Annotated in this window: 15 protein-coding genes and 4 tRNA genes; 16 read left to right on the top strand and 3 right to left on the bottom strand. The window is 67.7% G+C overall.

Annotated elements, in window-relative coordinates; genetic code table 11:
• The first annotated feature begins 6 nt into the window (after window positions 1–6).
• The 8 genes from ACFK0J_RS26850 to idi are packed head-to-tail and all read left to right on the top strand — an operon-like array spanning window position 7 to window position 7,866.
• Window positions 7–663: a hypothetical protein gene (locus tag ACFK0J_RS26850; RefSeq protein ID WP_378731884.1), complete on the top strand. Its 657-nt coding sequence runs from the start codon at window positions 7–9 to the stop codon at window positions 661–663.
• Complete coding sequence (locus tag ACFK0J_RS26845) at window positions 650–2,419, top strand: GH3 auxin-responsive promoter family protein (RefSeq protein WP_378731883.1); 1,770 nt, start codon at window positions 650–652, stop codon at window positions 2,417–2,419. Before ACFK0J_RS26850 ends, ACFK0J_RS26845 begins: the two co-directional genes overlap by 14 nt.
• On the top strand, window positions 2,416–3,276 hold the full coding sequence (locus tag ACFK0J_RS26840; protein WP_378731881.1) for an SAM-dependent methyltransferase: 861 nt from the start codon (window positions 2,416–2,418) through the stop codon (window positions 3,274–3,276). The genes ACFK0J_RS26845 and ACFK0J_RS26840 overlap by 4 nt, the downstream gene beginning before the upstream one ends.
• Complete coding sequence (locus ACFK0J_RS26835; protein WP_378731879.1) at window positions 3,273–4,733, top strand: FAD-dependent oxidoreductase; 1,461 nt, start codon at window positions 3,273–3,275, stop codon at window positions 4,731–4,733. The genes ACFK0J_RS26840 and ACFK0J_RS26835 overlap by 4 nt, the downstream gene beginning before the upstream one ends.
• Complete coding sequence (locus tag ACFK0J_RS26830) at window positions 4,723–5,904, top strand: hypothetical protein (protein ID WP_378731877.1); 1,182 nt, start codon at window positions 4,723–4,725, stop codon at window positions 5,902–5,904. Before ACFK0J_RS26835 ends, ACFK0J_RS26830 begins: the two co-directional genes overlap by 11 nt.
• Complete coding sequence (locus ACFK0J_RS26825) at window positions 5,901–6,692, top strand: DUF6182 family protein (protein WP_378731875.1); 792 nt, start codon at window positions 5,901–5,903, stop codon at window positions 6,690–6,692. Before ACFK0J_RS26830 ends, ACFK0J_RS26825 begins: the two co-directional genes overlap by 4 nt.
• Entirely contained in the window at window positions 6,689–7,327 is a 639-nt protein-coding gene (locus ACFK0J_RS26820; protein ID WP_378731873.1) for a LysR substrate-binding domain-containing protein, read from the top strand. Before ACFK0J_RS26825 ends, ACFK0J_RS26820 begins: the two co-directional genes overlap by 4 nt.
• Window positions 7,324–7,866, top strand: a complete 543-nt coding sequence (idi, locus tag ACFK0J_RS26815; protein WP_378731871.1) for an isopentenyl-diphosphate Delta-isomerase — start codon at window positions 7,324–7,326, stop codon at window positions 7,864–7,866. The genes ACFK0J_RS26820 and idi overlap by 4 nt, the downstream gene beginning before the upstream one ends.
• A gap of 620 nt (window positions 7,867–8,486) precedes the next feature.
• Here idi and ACFK0J_RS26810 read toward each other — a convergent pair.
• From ACFK0J_RS26810 to ACFK0J_RS26800, 3 genes are all read right to left on the bottom strand, one after another.
• Window positions 8,487–8,561 (bottom strand) — tRNA-Val (locus tag ACFK0J_RS26810).
• Window position 8,562: 1 nt separating this feature from the next.
• Window positions 8,563–8,633, bottom strand: a tRNA-Cys gene (locus tag ACFK0J_RS26805).
• A gap of 47 nt (window positions 8,634–8,680) precedes the next feature.
• A tRNA-Gly gene (locus tag ACFK0J_RS26800) sits at window positions 8,681–8,752 on the bottom strand.
• Window positions 8,753–9,098: 346 nt separating this feature from the next.
• Between ACFK0J_RS26800 and ACFK0J_RS26795 the strand changes: the two genes are divergently transcribed.
• The 8 genes from ACFK0J_RS26795 (at window position 9,099) to pgsA (ending at window position 17,299) form a co-directional block, all read left to right on the top strand.
• A tRNA-Val gene (locus ACFK0J_RS26795) sits at window positions 9,099–9,170 on the top strand.
• A 546-nt stretch (window positions 9,171–9,716) separates the two neighbouring features.
• Window positions 9,717–10,109: a hypothetical protein gene (locus ACFK0J_RS26790; RefSeq protein ID WP_378731869.1), complete on the top strand. Its 393-nt coding sequence runs from the start codon at window positions 9,717–9,719 to the stop codon at window positions 10,107–10,109.
• A gap of 264 nt (window positions 10,110–10,373) precedes the next feature.
• Window positions 10,374–12,626 carry a SulP family inorganic anion transporter gene (locus tag ACFK0J_RS26785; RefSeq protein ID WP_378731867.1) on the top strand — a complete coding sequence of 751 codons (2,253 nt, stop codon included), beginning with the start codon at window positions 10,374–10,376 and terminating at the stop codon, window positions 12,624–12,626.
• Window positions 12,627–12,720: 94 nt separating this feature from the next.
• Complete coding sequence (locus ACFK0J_RS26780) at window positions 12,721–13,146, top strand: TIGR02611 family protein (protein WP_378731865.1); 426 nt, start codon at window positions 12,721–12,723, stop codon at window positions 13,144–13,146.
• On the top strand, window positions 13,143–13,757 hold the full coding sequence (locus ACFK0J_RS26775; RefSeq protein ID WP_378731863.1) for a (2Fe-2S)-binding protein: 615 nt from the start codon (window positions 13,143–13,145) through the stop codon (window positions 13,755–13,757). The genes ACFK0J_RS26780 and ACFK0J_RS26775 overlap by 4 nt, the downstream gene beginning before the upstream one ends.
• A gap of 211 nt (window positions 13,758–13,968) precedes the next feature.
• Window positions 13,969–16,020: a threonine--tRNA ligase gene (thrS, locus tag ACFK0J_RS26770; RefSeq protein WP_378731862.1), complete on the top strand. Its 2,052-nt coding sequence runs from the start codon at window positions 13,969–13,971 to the stop codon at window positions 16,018–16,020.
• Window positions 16,017–16,601, top strand: coding sequence for an HIT family protein (locus tag ACFK0J_RS26765; protein WP_378731860.1), 585 nt, complete (start codon window positions 16,017–16,019; stop codon window positions 16,599–16,601). Before thrS ends, ACFK0J_RS26765 begins: the two co-directional genes overlap by 4 nt.
• 2 nt (window positions 16,602–16,603) lie before the next feature.
• Complete coding sequence (gene pgsA / locus ACFK0J_RS26760) at window positions 16,604–17,299, top strand: phosphatidylinositol phosphate synthase (protein WP_378731858.1); 696 nt, start codon at window positions 16,604–16,606, stop codon at window positions 17,297–17,299.
• Window positions 17,300–17,307: the final 8 nt, after the last annotated feature.

The following is a 17,307-nucleotide window of genomic DNA, read 5'->3' as shown; positions in this document are numbered from 1 at the left end:
GGGTGGATGCCTAAGCGCGACAACGACTTCTACGTCCTGCTCGGGCCGGACTACGCGGGTAAGTCGACGGTTCTCTCCGCGCTGGCGACCGGCTCGCAATGGCAGCTGATTTCGGTCGACGAGAATCTTCTCCATCCCCGGCACGCATTACTCGGCACCCTTCGGCGGCACCTGGTCGAGGACGTCCTCGCTGCGCCGCCGGGAACATACTCGGACCAATTCGCTTTTGCCATGATGCAATGCGCTGTCGTGCACTTGCATGATCGGATTCGGGCGGCCGCGCCGGGCGCACCGTTGCTCGTCGACTCGTACTACTACAAAATCTTGGCCAAATGCCGCCTGGTCGGTGCCGGTGATCACCCGATATTCACCTGGTGGCGCACGCTACCGGCGCCGCAGCACGTCGTCTACCTCGATGTTTCGCCCGAAACGGCCTGGCGGCGTTCGGGATTCGGCTCGCGGCTGAACCCCATGGAGCAGCGGGACGCGGCGGTGGCGACGGGGGAGCCCTATGCGGACTTCGCGACTTTTCAGATCGCCCTGCGCGCGGCGATGCTCGACGAGATCGCCGACGTGCCCGTCACCGTGGTGCACGAACAGCCCGGAGTCGCCGAGACCGTGGCGGCGGTACGAAAGGTATTGCAGGACAGTGACGTTGCTTGACGATCGGACGGACATCGGATTCTCGCCGGAACACATCACGGCCTACCGCGAGCGGGTTTTCCACGAGCGCACCGCATTGCGGCGGGCGTTCGCCGCAGCCGACACCTGGCCGCAGCGGGTGCTCACGGACCTGCTCGACTTCAATGCCGACACCGAGTACGGAAAAGCCCACGGCTTCAAAAGCATCCGCACTATCGATGACTTCCGCAGGGCCGTACCGGTGCAGGATTACGCGGCGCACGCGCCCTGGATCGAACGGATGGCGGCGGGGGAGCGCAACCTGCTCACCGCCGACGATCCAGCGGTGTTCTTCACCAGCAGCGGCAGCACGGGCAGCCGCAAGAAGATCCCGGTCACGCCGCGCTTCGTCCGGACGACCTTCTTGCCCTTCTTCTACGCCGCGTGGGCACCGCTGGCCGAGCACTTCCCGGAGGTGCTCGGGCGCGCCGACGCGGTGCTCAACCTCAAGCACGACCCGCTGACCGCACCGCCGACCACCGCGTCGGGACGATCGCATGTCGGGGCGAGTCAGGTGGACTTCGGCGAGCGGTTCGGCGAACCATTATCCGCCGAACCCGGCACGCGTGCGCCATGGAGCCGCCTGCCCGTCGAAGTGGGCGCGGACGATCACCTGCACAAGATGTACCTGCGGCTGCGGATGGCGGTGGAGGCCGATGTGCAGTGCATCATCGGCATCAACCCCGCCATGGTCGCGGCGGTGCCGTTCCAGTTGCGCCAATGGTGGCCACGGATCGTGCGGGAGGTGCACGACGGCACCGTGGACGGACGCCCGTTCACCACTCCGAACCCCGATCGCGCTCGCGCTCTCGACCGGATGGCCGATTGGTTCGGCACGTTGCGGCCCGCCCATGTCTGGCCACGCCTGCGCGTGATCTTCTGCTGGTCAACAGGTTTGGCGTCGCTGTACCTGCCCGCGCTGCGCGAGGAATTCGGCCCGTCGGTCACGGTGCTGCCCGCGCCGATCGCCGCCTCGGAGGGACCGACCGGAGTCGCCCTCGGCCGACATCCGCGGGCGGGCAGCCTGGTGGTGACCGCTGCTGTGCACGAGTTCGTGCCCGCCGACCAGGATCTCGAGCCGGACAGCAGGACGCTGTCGGCGCACGATTTGGAACCCGGCCACGACTACCACGTGATCTTCAGTCACGTCGGCGGCCTCTACCGCTACGCGGTGGGAGACGTTGTGCGCGTAGTGGATCGGGTCGACGGCGTGCCCCGCGTCGAGTACGCGGGACGGGCGGGCCGATCCAACGCGGTCGGTGAACGCCTGCGCGACGCCGAGGTGGTGCGTGCGCTGGCGACGGCGCTGGCCGCGGGCGGACTGACCGTCACCAACGCCGCATGCCGCGTCACAGACGCGCAATCCACCGGCTCGATATCCGGCACCGGGCCCGCGTACCGGTTCGCACTCGGCACCCACCAGCGGTGGAGCGACGACGAGATTGCCCGGCTGGTCGGGCAATTGGATGCCGCACTGGCCGACGAGTCGAGCACCTACCGCGCGGCCCGCGCCGACGGACGGCTGATCGCGCCGACCGTGCGGCCGATCGACGCCGAGGCATTCCACCGGGATTGGCAGGCCGATGTGGCCGCGGGCGTGCGGCCGACCCAGGTTAAGGACCGGCTCTTCCGGCAGGCGCCCGAGCAGTGGCAGCGCCTCACCGGTGAACAGGGGAGTAACCAACCGGCGAATGCTCAGGTCGCCGCCACGAACACAGAGAACCGAGGACGACCATGACCGAACTGGGTGCCGTTGAGCGGACCGCCTTCCTCACCGCGGCGTTACGCGCCGCCGAGACACAACGCGCCGACCGGCTGTACGAGGACCCGTTCGCCGCGGCGCTGGCCGGGGACATCGGCCCGAGCCTGCTGGCCGAGATTCGCGCGGTCACCTTCCCGGCGAGCGCACCGCGCACACTGCCGAGCACGCCGGACTACAACGCGATCCGCACCCGATTCTTCGACGACTGGTTGCTGTCGTCGGTCGAATCGGTGTCGCGGGCGCAGGTGGTGATCGCACCGGCCGGGCTGGATTCGCGGGCATTCCGGCTGAAATGGCCGTCCGACGTCACCGTGTTCGAGGTCGACCGCCCGCAGGTGCTCGCCGCCAAACAGGAGTTGCTCGGCGCGGCGACTCCGAGTGTCGACCGCCGGACGATCGGCGCCGACATGGTTTCCGACAGCTGGACCGATGAGCTCGTCGCCGCCGGTTACGACCCGGACCGGCCGTCGGTGTGGCTGTTGGAAGGCCTGCTGTACTACATTCCCGAGTCCGCGGTGCATCGCGTGCTGGGCAGCGTCGCGTCGGTGACCGCGCGCGGCACGCTGGTGGCCGCCGATGTCGTCAACAGCGATGCCCTGGTGTTGCCGCAGATGCGCGGCCTGCTCGACGTTTTCGCGGGCTGGGGCTGCCCGTGGCGGTTCGGCACCAATAAGCCCGAGGCGCTGTTCGCCGGGCACGGTATCGAGGCGGTCGCGGTACAACCGGGCGAACCGTCCGCTGATTTCGGCCGCTGGCCCGACCCCGTGCCGCCGCGGACCGACACCGGTGTCCGTCGGGTGTTCTTCGTACACGGACGGCGTTTCGCGTCGTGACGGACAAACCCGCTGTCGTAGTGGTCGGTGGTGGCATCGCCGGACTGGCGGCCGCACTCGCGCTCGGTGAACGGGGACACCGGGTTCAGGTACTCGAACGGTCCGCCTCACCACCGGAGGGCCCCGCCGCACTCGCCGGGGAGCGTTGGCTCCGGTCCAGTGTCCCGCAGGCCGAACATCCGCACATGCTCACCTCGGTCGGCGTCGGCGTCCTGCGCGAACGGGCGCCCGCGCTGTGGCACGACGTGCTCGCGGCGGGCGCCGTTCCGCTCGATCTCCTGGCTGCGCTCCCACCGGAGGCGACGCACCGCGAGCCCGAACCCGGTGACGAGGCGTTGGTTGCGCTCGCCTGCCGCCGGAAGACGTTGGAGGTGCTGCTGTTTCGCAGGGCCGCCGCGCAGCCGACGGTGCGGGTGCGCCACGGTGTGACCGTGCGCGGCCTCGCCATCGATGCCGAGCGCCGGGTGACCGGCGTGCTGCTGGATGACGGCAGCCGAATCGACGCGGACGTCGTCCTCGACGCCACCGGCCGCCGCGGCGCCGGACGCGACTGGCTGGCCGTTGCGGGCATCGAGCTGGACGCGGATCAGGTGGCGCCCTCGGGATTTCGCGGATTCAGCCGGTTCTACCAGCTCAACGGTCGAGACTGGCCCGGCCCGCTGAACCGCGGCAATGCCGCTGGTGTCGTCGCCGATCACTATGCGGCGGTGGCACATCCGGGTGACAACGGGACATTCTCGATCATCCTCGCGGTTCTTCCCGAGGACGCTGCCATGCGCGACCTTCGGCACGAGGCGGTGTTCACCGCCGCCGCTCGCGCCACCGCGATCACCGCACCGTGGATGGCCGACGGTGTCGCCGAGCCGATTACCCCCGTGCGGGCCATCAACTGCCCGCCGAATACATTGCGCGCCTTGGCGGTAACCGATCGCCCGCCGGTGGCCGGACTGTATCCGGTGGGCGACGCGGCGTGTGTAACCGATCCGCTGTACGGGCGCGGCATGTCGTTGGCGCTCGCGCACGCCTATGCACTCGCCGACCTCCTCCGCACGCGGCCGCGTGTCGACGAAGGCCAGGCACGTGCGGCGGCGCTGCTCGCCGATCGGCTGTTCCGGCCGTGGTATCAGCAGGCGTCCGCCGATGACGCAGCGCGTATCGCGCTGTGGCGCAGCGTAGTTCACGGCACGCCGGTGGAGGTTGTCGAGCGAGTCGACGGCCGTCCCGCAGTGACGGAGATCTCCGCCGCCGCGTCCGTCGACGGCCTGGTATGGCGTGGCCTGATTCGCTCTTTCATGGGCTTGACTCCTCCCGAGGACGTTTTCGACGACGCGGAGTTCCGCGATCGGGTACGCCGGGCCCGCCCACCGCACCTGCCCGGAGTACCTGCGCTCGACCGGGATTCATTGCTACACACCGTGCGAACGGCGCTGGCGGGGGAGTTGATCCATGAGCATTGAGATGCACACACCAATCGCGGCTCGCACCCATATCCCGCTGCCCGTGCGTGCGCGCCGACCCCGGGTGCTCGTCGCCCCGGTCACCATCACGCCGACCAAGCCGCTCACGCCCAGCCACCTCAAGGGGCTGCTGTGGACCGACGTGCTGTATCGGGCCACCACACTCATCGCCGACGCCGACTACCGGTACAGCCCGACCGCGTATCACGTCACCGAGCAGACACTGGGCTTCTGGGAATTCCTCGATCGGACTTGCGGTGACGTCGATTACGCGAGCATGTCCGAGGTCGAGATCGGCGAACTGTACGTCCGCTACCGGGCAACGTCGGACCGTCCCGCGCCCGCCGCGCTGCGTCCGTACGAGACGGCGGTCGAGGAGTCCGGCTGGGTGCATCCGGCCTCGGCGCGTCTCCTCGCGCGCTGGCGCGCGCAGTACGCGCGGCTCGGTATGCACGACCCCGGACTGACCGAACACCAGCCGCCCGGGCTCAGCCTGGCGGCGATGATCGATCGGCTCGGCTCTTCGGGGTTATGCCTGGACATGCGTGCCGATGGCGGTCCCGTATATGCCGATCCGACGAGATTCGGTATGCCATTGCGCCGCATTGTCGGACGCGACGGCCGCCCGAACTATCTGGCCTGTGCGTTGCGGGAACTGCTGCCCCTGGTCGGTGGGTACGACGAGGTCGTGCTGCTGTGCGACACCGAACTCGAAGCGGACTACCAACTGCTGCAACGAATTCTGGAAAACTTCGGGCCGAAGGTGCGCCGCGTCGGCATCGGCCGCGTGCCGATCGATGGCCACATTCGGTCGGCGCGCTCCGGCGATTGGCATGAGGTTCATCTCGGTGCGCTGCTCGACCGGGTGGCTGCGGGACACGACAGCGAGGAGGTGAGTCTCGGTGTGCGGCTGTATTTCATCGCGACCCTCGGCCCGAGCAGCAGTCAATCCTTCGATTGGCAACGGTTGACGGGATGCCTCGATCGGGCCCGCAAGTTGCTGGCCGGTGGACGGGACGAGGACCGCGCCAGCTCGGCGGAATTCGTCGCCGAGCATCTGGCCGCCCGGGGGAACGCCGCGTATGTGGACCCCTACCGCCTGACTTCGCGCCTGCTCGCCCGGTACCGACCGGCCGCGCGGCGCGCACTGTTGCAGGAGGTCTACCTGTGATCTCGCCCGCGATAGATCAAGACGTGCTGCGCGTTGCTGCGGCGCGCCGCCTGAACGTCATACGACCGGACCTGGCCGAACAATTCGACCTGGCCGACCCGGCGGGCCTGGCGTCCGCCTATGCGACCGCGATGTCCAGCGATGCGGACCCGCCCGCGGCGGGGGACGTCCTCGCCGTGGTGGTGCTGCGCCGGGTGGAGCTGGCCGCGTGGCTGCGCGGCACCTGCCTTTTCGCGCAGGGACTCGCCCCGGCCGCCGCGGCCGCGTGGCGGCGGAGTTTCACCCGCACTGTCTTTCTCGCCGGTAATCCGGCGAACCTGGTGGGCCGCTTCACCTTCGACTACATCGCCCCCGACGGCTCGGCTGCCTGGTTGGCACCTAGGCCCGCCGCCGCAACGATGACGCTGCGCCGGCTGCTCACCGCCTTCGACACCGACGCCGCCCTCCCGCCGCTGTCCGGCACGGTCGAGCTGCCATCCAGTCCCGGTGCCCCCGATCGGGCGCCGCTCGACCACCAGGTGCACGTCGCCATGGCGGGCAAGCGGCTCACCGACAGCCTCATCGCACTCAATCACCTACTGGTGGAGGCGGTCCTGGACCGCCACATCCGGCCCGGCGACACGCTGACACTGCATCGGTCGCCGACCTTGGCCGGTGTGCCCGGCCCGTTCACCGCGATCCGGGCGATGCCCGATCCGGTCGACGCTCAGCGGCTGCGGGCACAGGCCTGCCTGACCCGACGGGACCCGGCACCCATCACCACCCTTTTTCGAGGAGACGACACGTGACCACCTCGGCGACCCACCTACGGCCGGTGGAAAGGCTCGTTCGCTTCGGCTTCCACGGCTCGCGCCGCATCGCCGAACGCATCATCGAGACCGCCGGTTACGACCCTGCCCACGGTTTCGAACTAGCCGAGTACGAGCTCATCGATCCCTTCCGGCTGCTGCGCGACGGCGAAATCGACGTCATGATCGTCAAATTCGACATCGCCGAACCCGACCTCGAAGTGAGCCCCGTGCTGGCCTTCGACCCGCGCGCCGCGATACTTTCCGCGCAACATCCACTGGCGCTACGCACCACCCTCTCGATCGAAGAACTCGCCGACTACCCGTCGTTCCACCGTCCCGGCTCGATGCCAGCCGAAGTCTGGGACCGGGCTGTCCCGCGAACTACCCCGGGCGGCAGGCAGATTCGACGCGTCCACCAGGTCGACTCCATCCCCGAGATGCTCGGTGTGGTCGTGAGCGGCGACGCCGTCCACATCTCCCTCGCGTCCTTGGCCGATCTCGTCCCGAATTCGGTGCGTGTCATCCCGATTCACGATCTACCGCCAGCACCGGTCCGCCTCGCCTGGCGTCGAAACATGGATGCGCAGCACGTGCGAAACTTCCTCGCGACGGTGACGCCGGTGCCCTCGTGACCGGTCCACCCACCCTGCTCGAACTGGTCGGCCCCGACGGCGTCACCATCGGCACCGCCGAAAAACTCTCCGCCCACCAGCCACCGGGCCGACTACACCGCGCGTTCTCGGTATTCCTGTTCGACGCAGCGGACCGAATGCTCCTGCAACGCCGCGCATTGACCAAATATCACTCACCCGGCGTCTGGTCCAACACTTGCTGCGGACACCCCTTCCCCGGTGAACCGCCCACCGCTGCCGCCACCAGACGCACCCACGAAGAACTCGGCCTCACCCCCACCGCGGTAGTACCCGCAGGAACCGTCACCTACAACCACCCCGACACCATCTCGGGCCTGGTCGAGTGGGAATACAACCACCTCTACGTCGGCCGCGCCGACCACCCGTTGCAACCCGACCCCAGCGAGGTACAAGAAACACTGTTCGTGAGCCCAGACGATCTTACGAAAATGCTTGCCCAACAACCTTTCTCATCCTGGTTCCACACCGTACTCACCGCCGCACTCCCAGAAATCCGCCGCCTCGCCCCCAACTGGTGAACGGCACCCCCGAACTGCCCGCCGCTCTCCAATTATCTGAATCGTGGTAGGCGACTAGTTCGCCTCCGGCGACCCGCGCGCCGGAATGCCACCCGGCATGCGAAACCCCAAGTAACGGCAGGCCATTCACCTGTGCGGTCCGGTAGGCAACCGCAGAGACTTGCAGCGGTTCCACCCACCGCTGCCGGTCTCGTTCGGCGTCCTGCGTCGCCAGCTGCTGGATGCGTTGCTCCTCGCACTCGCCTTCTACGTCAAGCACTCGGTGAGGAACTGGGGCTCACACTCACCCGCCACCGAAGCTTGGTTGGTCGCTAACCGCAGTACCGGATGGCACCCAGCGGCTGTATCGGGAGGCGCTGGACGAGCTAACCTTCGCCCTCGTCGCCTACCGCCGTCGCGAGCCGGAGCGGCGCGGCGGCCGGAAATCCACCAACAACGGGCTGACGAGCGTGATTGCCCGCGCAAGGATCCGACTCGCGATCGGCACCTATCAGCTCGGTGGCATCACGTGCGACGTATGTAGGTGCAACTTCGTCGACCACGAGGCCGATTGATCTGGTGCATATCTGGCACCCAACAAGAAAGGCCCCCTCGAAAGGGGGCCTGACCTGGTACTACGGTGGTGCGCGATACTGGGATTGAACCAGTGACCTCTTCCGTGTCAGGGAAGCGCTCTCCCGCTGAGCTAATCGCGCGAGGTGGAGACGGGAATCGAACCCGTGTGCACGGCTTTGCAGGCCGTTGCCTCACCACTCGGCCACTCCACCGTGCGAAGGGGGACGGCGAAACTAGTTTGCCTGGCCCTACCTCTTCGAGCGGATGACGGGATTCGAACCCGCGACCCTCACCTTGGCAAGGTGATGCGCTACCACTGCGCTACATCCGCATTCTGCATCTCGGCGGCCCATTGTGGCCTCCGTGGTGCGAGACAGAACATTAGCGGACGCCCGGTGAAAGCTACAAATCCGCTGGTAGAACGGGGGAAATCGGCGAGGTTGCCAGAGTGGCGGAGGTGGCCGATGTGGTTGAGGAGGTTCGCCAGCACGGCTGGACTGCGTGAACAGGGCAGTCAGGCACCGCCACGCCTCCGGACGAGACGGACTGGTGCACAGCGCGTTCCGCCCCTGTCCGGGTGGCGATTTGGTGAACCGCCGGTGGCGCATGCTAATGTTCCATCTCGTTCGGAGGGCGCTACCACGCCACCCGGCCCGCCACCATGTGGCATGAGTTCAGGTCCCATAGCTCAGCGGGAGAGCGTCCGCCTCACACGCGGAAGGTCGCTGGTTCGAAACCAGCTGGGACCACACCAGAAAACAGCCCCTGACCTGCGCAAGCAGATCAGGGGCTGTTTCATTTCAAACGTCCGAATTCCGTGACTGTATCCACGACGAAAAGTGGAACGTCCGCTACACGCCACGCGGCCGGTTGAGTGCGGCACGGATCTCGGCCGCGTCCGCCGCGTCGCCATTAACTTTGCTAACCGGTTCGCACCCAGCGGTATTCGCCAAGCCGGGAAGGCGTCCTCCCGTGGATTCCGCGCTCGGCCGGAAGTGTGTCAGACGGCCACCGCCTGCACGCGGGCGACCCGCTCTCGCCCTTGCGGTAGCGGTCGGTTCACCACACCCTTGCCTAGTGACCTGGGTCACAATACGATGACATTTGCGCCGATTCCACTTGAAACCTTTCCATAAGCTTTGCGAAGTCTTTACTATTAACTAGACCTTCGCGTCACGGGTCGCCGCTCACCGAGCAGTACGGAGCGGCAGAGCTTCGCCCGCCGCTCGCTTTCGATGCCAGTACATGTTCGACCGATGAACCGGGCGCTCACGTCGTCCCGGCGAAGGAGAAATATGTCAACCGACACCGATCCCGCACCACGGACGTCGCGCAACCCCGCATTCGCCGAACGTCTGGCTGCCAGCCGCCGCCGGCTATCCGCCGCTGTGCTGGATTTCCTTGTCGCGCTGCCACTTTCCCTCGACCTGGCGGTCGCCGCTGTAGCGACGCGGGTCGCGGGACGAATCACGCCCGCAGCCCCGGTGTGGGCAGCTGACCGGACAACCGGTTCATGGCGGCGCACCGGGGTCCGTGCGGGCCCCATCCTGGCGGGCATCGCCGCCTACCGCGGCTCCGTCCACCAGAGACGAGCGCAGTTCGCTGGCCGTCGCCACCGCCGGTTGACCGTGGCCGGGATCGCGACATCTGATGATGAGGGCCGCCGTGTTGCCGCACAACCGGTTTAACCGCCGCGACGGCCCCGGCACCGTCTCGGCCCACATGTGAGGCAGGCCATAGCACGCTGAGCACGGAGTTTACGCACAGTTAGCCCAGTTCTCAGGCTTTGCTAAGTCTTTACTCATAGCCTTGCTTCGCATTACATCTCGGCCCGCTGGTGCGTCGAGAGCTGCTTCACCGCGAGATGCCGGTTCGCGGTCGTGTGCCCTGCTGGACATGTTGATCGTCAACCGACCTCGGCCTTCGCGCCGAGTTCGGCGAAGGAGAAAGTCATGGCTGTCGAAAACGATTTAGCACCCCCGTTCACCCCGCCGGTACCAGCGGACACGGGCCGCGGTCCCGAGCCCCTGTCCGATCGTCTGCATTCGATCCTGCGCCACGATGTGCCCGCTTCGATCGTGGTCTTCCTGGTCGCGTTGCCGCTGTCCCTCGGCATCGCCCTCGCCTCCGGCGCGCCTGTCCTCGCGGGCCTCATCGCCGCCGTGGTCGGCGGTATCGTCGCCGGCCTGCTCGGCGGCTCCATTCTTCAGGTCAGCGGCCCCGCCGCGGGCCTCACCGTGGTAGTGGCCGAGTCCATCAACCAATTCGGCTGGAAGACCACCTGTTTCATCGCGGCGGCGGCCGGTGTGCTGCAGATCCTGTTCGGGCTCAGCAAGATTGCCCGTGGCGCGCTCGCCGTCGCGCCGGTGGTCGTGCACGCGATGCTGGCCGGTATCGGTATCACCATTGCGCTGCAACAGATTCACGTGCTGCTCGGCGGTTCGTCGCACAGCTCCGCGTGGAAGAACATCACCGAACTGCCCGGTCAGCTGATGTCGCTGCACGGCGGCGACGCGTTCATCGGCGCGGTGGTGATCGCGATCATGGTCGGCTGGAAGTACGCCCCTGCCAAGCTGCGCCTGATTCCCGGCCCGCTGGTCGCGGTGTTCGTCGCCACCGTGCTGTCGCTGGTGCTGCCTACCGGCGCCGAGCGAATCGTGTTGAACGGCTCACTGTTCGACGCGATCGGGCTGCCGGAGCTGCCGCGCGGTGACTGGTCGGCCGTGGTGCTGATGATCATCACCATCGCATTGATCGCCAGTGTGGAAAGCCTGCTGTCCGCGGTGGCCGTGGACAAGATGCACTCGGGTCAGCGCACCAACTTCGACCGCGAACTCATCGGTCAGGGCTCGGCCAACGTGATCTCCGGTCTGATCGGCGGCCTGCCCGTCACCGGCGTGATCGTGCGCAGCGCCACCAACGTCCAGGCGGGCGCGCGCAGCCGGGCCTCGGCGGTCATGCACGGCTGCTGGATTCTGCTGTTCTCGGTGGCGTTGTCCGCTGTGGTGCAACAGATTCCGAAGGCGGCGTTGGCCGGCCTGCTGATCGTGATCGGTACGCAGCTGGTGAAGATCGCGCACATCAAGCTCGCCCGGCGCACCGGTGACCTGTTCGTCTACGCCGTCACGGTGCTCGGCGTCGTGTTCCTGAATCTGCTGGAGGGCGTGCTGATCGGCCTGGCGCTGGCCTTCGGCCTGCTGCTGTGGCGAGTGGTGCGAGTTGCCATCAGCGCCAGGCAGATTCCGGGTTCGCAGCGGTGGATGATCACCATCGATGGCTCCTGCACGTTCCTCGCGCTGCCGAAGCTGTCCGCGGAGTTCGCGAAGGTGCCCGCCGACGCTGATGTCACCGTCGAGATGACCGTCGACTTCCTCGACCACGCCGCCTTCGAAGCCATCGAGGACTGGGTGCGCCAGCAGGAAAGCAGCGGCGGCAGTGTCGATTTCGTGGAGATCGGTAGTGCCAGAATGGCCCATGTGACGGCCGGGCCGCCGTCGCGCAGCTTCGGCCGCGCGGTGTGGACCGACATCCTCGGACCGTGGCGCCGCGACGAGCACGCCGATCCGATCGCGGCCGGTGTCGCCGCCTTCCACCGCAGCCACGCGCATGTCGTCCGGCCGCATCTGGACGGACTGCGCGACAGCCAGGATCCGGATTCGTTCTTCCTGACCTGCGCCGACTCGCGCATCGTGCCGAACATGATCACCAACAGCGGGCCGGGCGATCTGTTCACGGTGCGCAATGTGGGCAACCTGGTTCCCGCCGTGGGTGATCCGTCGGTGGACGCCGCGCTCGCCTTCGCCCTGGAGGAACTCAACGTCCGCTCCATCGTGGTCTGCGGCCACTCGTCGTGCGGCGCGATGAAGGCCTTGCACTCGGGGGCCCAGGCCGGTCCGGAAATCGACAAGTGGCTCGCGCACGCCCGTCCGAGTCTGGACCGGGTCCGGCGCGGACACCCGGTGGCGATCGCCGCGGCGGCCGCCGGCTTCGACGAGGTCGACCAGTTGAGCATGGTGAACGTGGCGGTGCAGCTGGAAAACCTGCAACGGCATCCCGCCGTGCGCGCGGCGGTCGCCGAGCGCGGCGTCACGGTGTCGGGCCTGTTCTTCGACATCGCGAGCGCGCGCGTCATCGAGATCACCGAGGACGGGCTGGCCCACATCGAGGACGAAGCGGGACATCGGGTCACCCCGGAACTCGTCTGATCCAGGACTGCCGAGCCCGCCCGAACCACCTGGTTCGGGCGGGCTCGGCGGCTGCATCATGGACTTGACCGGGCAGTCTCGTACGCTGGAGAAGGTGACGGCTGAGCTGGAAACAAGATCGACGCCTACGGCCTGGCGCGCCTTCCGGGCCCGCGTTGCCGCGCGACCTACGCTGAACCTCGCCTATCGGATCGGGGTCGCGATGGCAGGCACCGCGGTGCTGGCCGTCGGAATCCTCGCGATTCCCTACCCCGGACCCGGCTGGGCGATCGTGTTCGCCGGACTTGGCATCCTCGCCACCGAATTCGCCTGGGCACAACGGGCGCTCGGCTGGCTGCGCGACAGGTACCGGCAGGGTATGGCGTGGTATTCCGCACGGGGTGCCGCCATGCGCGTGTTCGCGGCGACCGCTACCTTTGCCCTGGTCGTCGCCACGCTATGGGTATTGGGCACATTCGGGATGGTCGGCGGCTGGATCGGAGTCGAGTGGCAATGGTTACGCAGTCCCCTGAAGTGGTGAGCACCGTCCCCGGGCGGACGTTGACGCAGCCGGAGTGGCTGGCGGCGCGCATCGCGGAGATGGGGCACTCGTGGGGGACTACCTCACCGCGCATCGCTGGCACGCTGTGGTGGTGCATGGTCGCCTCCGCGCTGGTCGAGCAGGTCGCGCGGGCGTACGCGCACGAGGGGCAAGCCGTCGAGCCGGTGCTGGACCGTTTCGACTGTGCGGTCCGGCCCGACGGCGGTGTGGAACGCATCCATGTTCTCGCGGAGCCGGACGCCTGCACTGAACCCGGGGCGGCACTGCGCGAAACCCTTGCGGCAGTGATCGGTCCGGTCGCCGAGGTGTCCGGCGCGGGCGTGCCATCGCTGTGGGCGATCGTCGCCGACGCGGTCGGCAATCGCGCTCTCGACGCGGGTTCGGCCGAGGCGGGCACGCGACTGGCGACCGAGATCGGCGGCAAACTGCCCGTGCCGCGGTTCGTGCAGATCGGCGGCCGCACCTTCGTCAAGCGCATCTCCTGCTGCCTGGTCTACGAGGTCCCCGGTTGCGAGATGTGCACGAGCTGCCCGAAACGCCCCGCCGCCGAACGTGAGTCCCTGCTGGAAAAGCTGGCCGCGGACAGCTGACGCCCGGTCGCCGAGGCGACAACCGGGTACGCCGAAAATCCGGCCAACTGCGCGACCGCGCGCCCGCAATGCGAGTATTGACGCACCCGACGACCGGCAGAAGACGCGGAGCGGCGGGCTAGCTAGCATGGTCGCGCCGGGGCAGACGCTGCCACGGCCATGATTCGCGGGGGCATCCCCGCACCCGAGAAACTCCAAGGAGAGCACCGCCGTGACCACCTCAGCCCACCCCAGCCCCGCCACCCTCGTCCGGGTGCCGGCCGGGACGACGGCGGGTGCCGCGGTGCGCGAGGCGGGCCTGCCGACCAAGGGACCGGACACCATCGTCGTCGTGCGCGACGCCGAGGGCCTCAAGGACCTGTCCTGGATCCCGGACACCGACGTCGAGGTGGAGGCGGTCGCCGCCGATACCGAGGACGGCCGCAGTGTCATCCGGCATTCCGCCGCGCACGTGCTGGCCCAGGCGGTGCAGCAGGAGTTCCCGGAGGCCAAGCTCGGCATCGGCCCGCCGATCAAGGACGGCTTCTACTACGACTTCCAGGTCGACAAGCCGTTCACCCCGGAGGATCTGGCCAAGCTGGAATCCCGGATGAAGAAGATCGTCAAAGGCGCGCAGCGGTTTTCGCGTCGCGTGGTCGAGGTCGAGGACGCCCGCGTGGAACTGGCCAAGGAGCCGTTCAAGCTGGAGCTGATCAGCGACAAGTCCGGCATCGACGACCCGGAGGTCATGGAGGTCGGCGGCAAAGAGCTGACCATCTACGACAACCTGGATCCGCGCACCGGCGAACGCCTCTGGGGCGATCTGTGTCGCGGCCCGCACATCCCGACCACCAAGTTCATCCCCGCCTTCAAGCTGACCCGCAGCTCGGCGGCGTACTGGCGGGGCGATCAGAACCGCGAGGACCTGCAGCGCATCTACGGCACCGCCTGGGAATCCCAGGAAGCGCTCGACGAGTACCTGCACCTGCTCGCCGAGGCCGAACGCCGTGACCACCGCAAGCTCGGTCTGGAACTGGACCTGTTCAGTTTCCCCGACGAACTGGGCTCCGGCCTGCCGGTGTTCCACCCCAAGGGCGGCATCATCCGCAAGGAGCTGGAAGAGTACTCGCGGCGCAGGCATGTCGCCGCGGGCTACGAGTTCGTCAACACCCCGCACATCACCAAGGGGCATCTGTTCGAGGTCTCCGGCCATCTGGACTGGTACCGCGACGGCATGTTCCCGGCGATGCACCTGGACGCGGAGCTGAACGAGGACGGCACCGTCCGCAAGCCGGGGCAGGACTACTACGTCAAGCCGATGAACTGCCCGATGCACAACCTGATCTTCCGGGCCCGCGGCCGGTCGTATCGGGAACTGCCGCTGCGGCTCTTCGAGTTCGGTTCGGTGTACCGCTACGAGAAGTCCGGCGTGATCCACGGCCTGACCCGGGTGCGCGGCATGACCCAGGACGACGCGCACATCTACTGCACCAAAGAGCAGATGCACGCCGAACTGACCAGCACCCTGCACTTCGTGCTCGATCTGCTCAAGGACTACGGCCTCGACGACTTCTACCTGGAGCTGTCCACCAAGGATCCGGTCAAGTTCGTCGGCACCGACGAGATGTGGGAGGAAGCCACCGAGACCCTGTCCAAGGTGGCCTCGGCCTCCGGACTCGAGCTCGTGCCCGATCCCGGCGGCGCCGCATTCTACGGACCGAAGATCTCCGTGCAGGCCAAGGACGCGCTGGGCCGCACCTGGCAGATGTCGACCATCCAACTCGACTTCAACCTGCCGGAGCGGTTCAACCTGGAATACACCTCCTCCGACGGGTCCAAGCAGCGGCCGGTGATGATCCACCGCGCGCTGTTCGGCTCCATCGAACGCTTCTTCGGCGTGCTCACCGAGCACTACGCGGGCGCCTTCCCGGCCTGGCTCTCGCCGGTGCAGGTGGTCGGCATCCCGGTCGCGGAAGCCTTTGCGCCGCATCTGGATCGGGTGATCGAGCAGTTGCAGGACGCGGGCATCCGCGCCCAGGTGGACCGCAGCGACGACCGGATGCAGAAGAAGATCTTCAACAACACCGCGCAGAAGGTGCCGTTCATGCTGCTGGCCGGCGAGCGGGACGTGACCGCCGACGCGGTGAGTTTCCGCTTCCGCGACGGCACCCAGGTGAACGGGGTGCCGGTCGGCGACGCGGTGACCACCATTGTGCAGTGGATCGCGAACCGGGAGAACGCGTCTCCGACCGCGGCGGGCTTCGAGATCAAGGGTGCGGTATGAGTGAGCGGATGGCGCCCGACGGACTCACCGAACTGGACGACCAGGGCAGCATCGTGGACAAGGGCGCGGGCGAACCGGATCGGCTGCAACGACTGTGGACGCCGTACCGGATGTCCTACATTGCCGAGGCCGCGGCCACCGATCCCGCCTCGACCGGGCATCCGTTCACCGACATCCCGAAGATGTCCGACGAGGACGGCCTGGTCATCGCCCGCGGCAAGTTGGTGTACGCGGTGCTGAACCTGTACCCGTACAACCCCGGCCACATGATGGTGGTGCCGTACCGCAAGGTGGCCAACCTGGAGGACCTGACCGAGGACGAGGGCGCCGAGCTGATGGCGTTCACCCAGCAGGCCATCCGGGTGATGAAGCGGGTCTCCCGGCCGCACGGCTTCAACGTCGGCCTGAACCTCGGTGGCGTGGCGGGCGGTTCGCTGGCCGACCACCTGCACCAGCACATCGTGCCGCGCTGGGGTGGCGACGCGAACTTCATCACCGTGGTCGGCGGCGCGAAGGTCATGCCGCAGCTGCTGCGCGAGACGAGGGCGCTGCTGTCGGCAGCCTGGAAGGAAGTCGACTAGCAGTGCTGAGCTTCTTCGGCCGCGATACGTTTGCCAAAGCGACTGCGCCGCTGGGCAAAGCGCTGGTGAGCACCGGGCTCACCCCGGATGCGGTGACCATCATCGGCACCACCGCGTCGATCGCGGCCGCGGTCACCCTGTTCCCGACCGGACACCTGTTCTGGGGGACCATGGTGATCTGGTTGTTCGTCATGTTCGACATGCTCGACGGCGCCATGGCCCGGGCACGCGGCGGCGGCACGAAGTACGGTGCGGTGCTCGACGCCACCTGCGACCGGGTGGCCGACGGCGCCATCTTCGCGGGCCTGGCCTGGTGGGCGGTGTATCACGAGAACCACAAGCCGCTGTTCGCGGCGACCCTGGTGGTGCTGGTGACCTCGCAGGTGATCTCGTACGCCAAGGCGCGCGCCGAGGCCAGCGGGCTCTCCGCCGACGGCGGGATCATCGAGCGGCCGGACCGCCTCATCATCGTGCTGGTCGGGGCCGGGCTGACCGGCATCGGCGGGTACTGGGGCATCGACTGGCTCGGGTACGCGGTGCATGTGGCGATGTGGGTGCTGGCGGTGCTCAGCATCGTCACGGTGTTCCAGCGGGTGCTCGCGGTGCGCAACTCGCCGGGCGCGCGCGATGTGATCACGCCCGCGCATCCCGAAAACCCCTCGGCGGGAACGGCGAACGCGACGGAGCTGCCAACGTGAGACCGCCA

The sequence above is a fragment of the Nocardia brasiliensis genome (assembly GCF_042691675.1).
Lineage (GTDB): Bacteria > Actinomycetota > Actinomycetes > Mycobacteriales > Mycobacteriaceae > Nocardia > Nocardia brasiliensis_D.
This window is presented reverse-complemented; position numbering and strand designations above follow the sequence as displayed.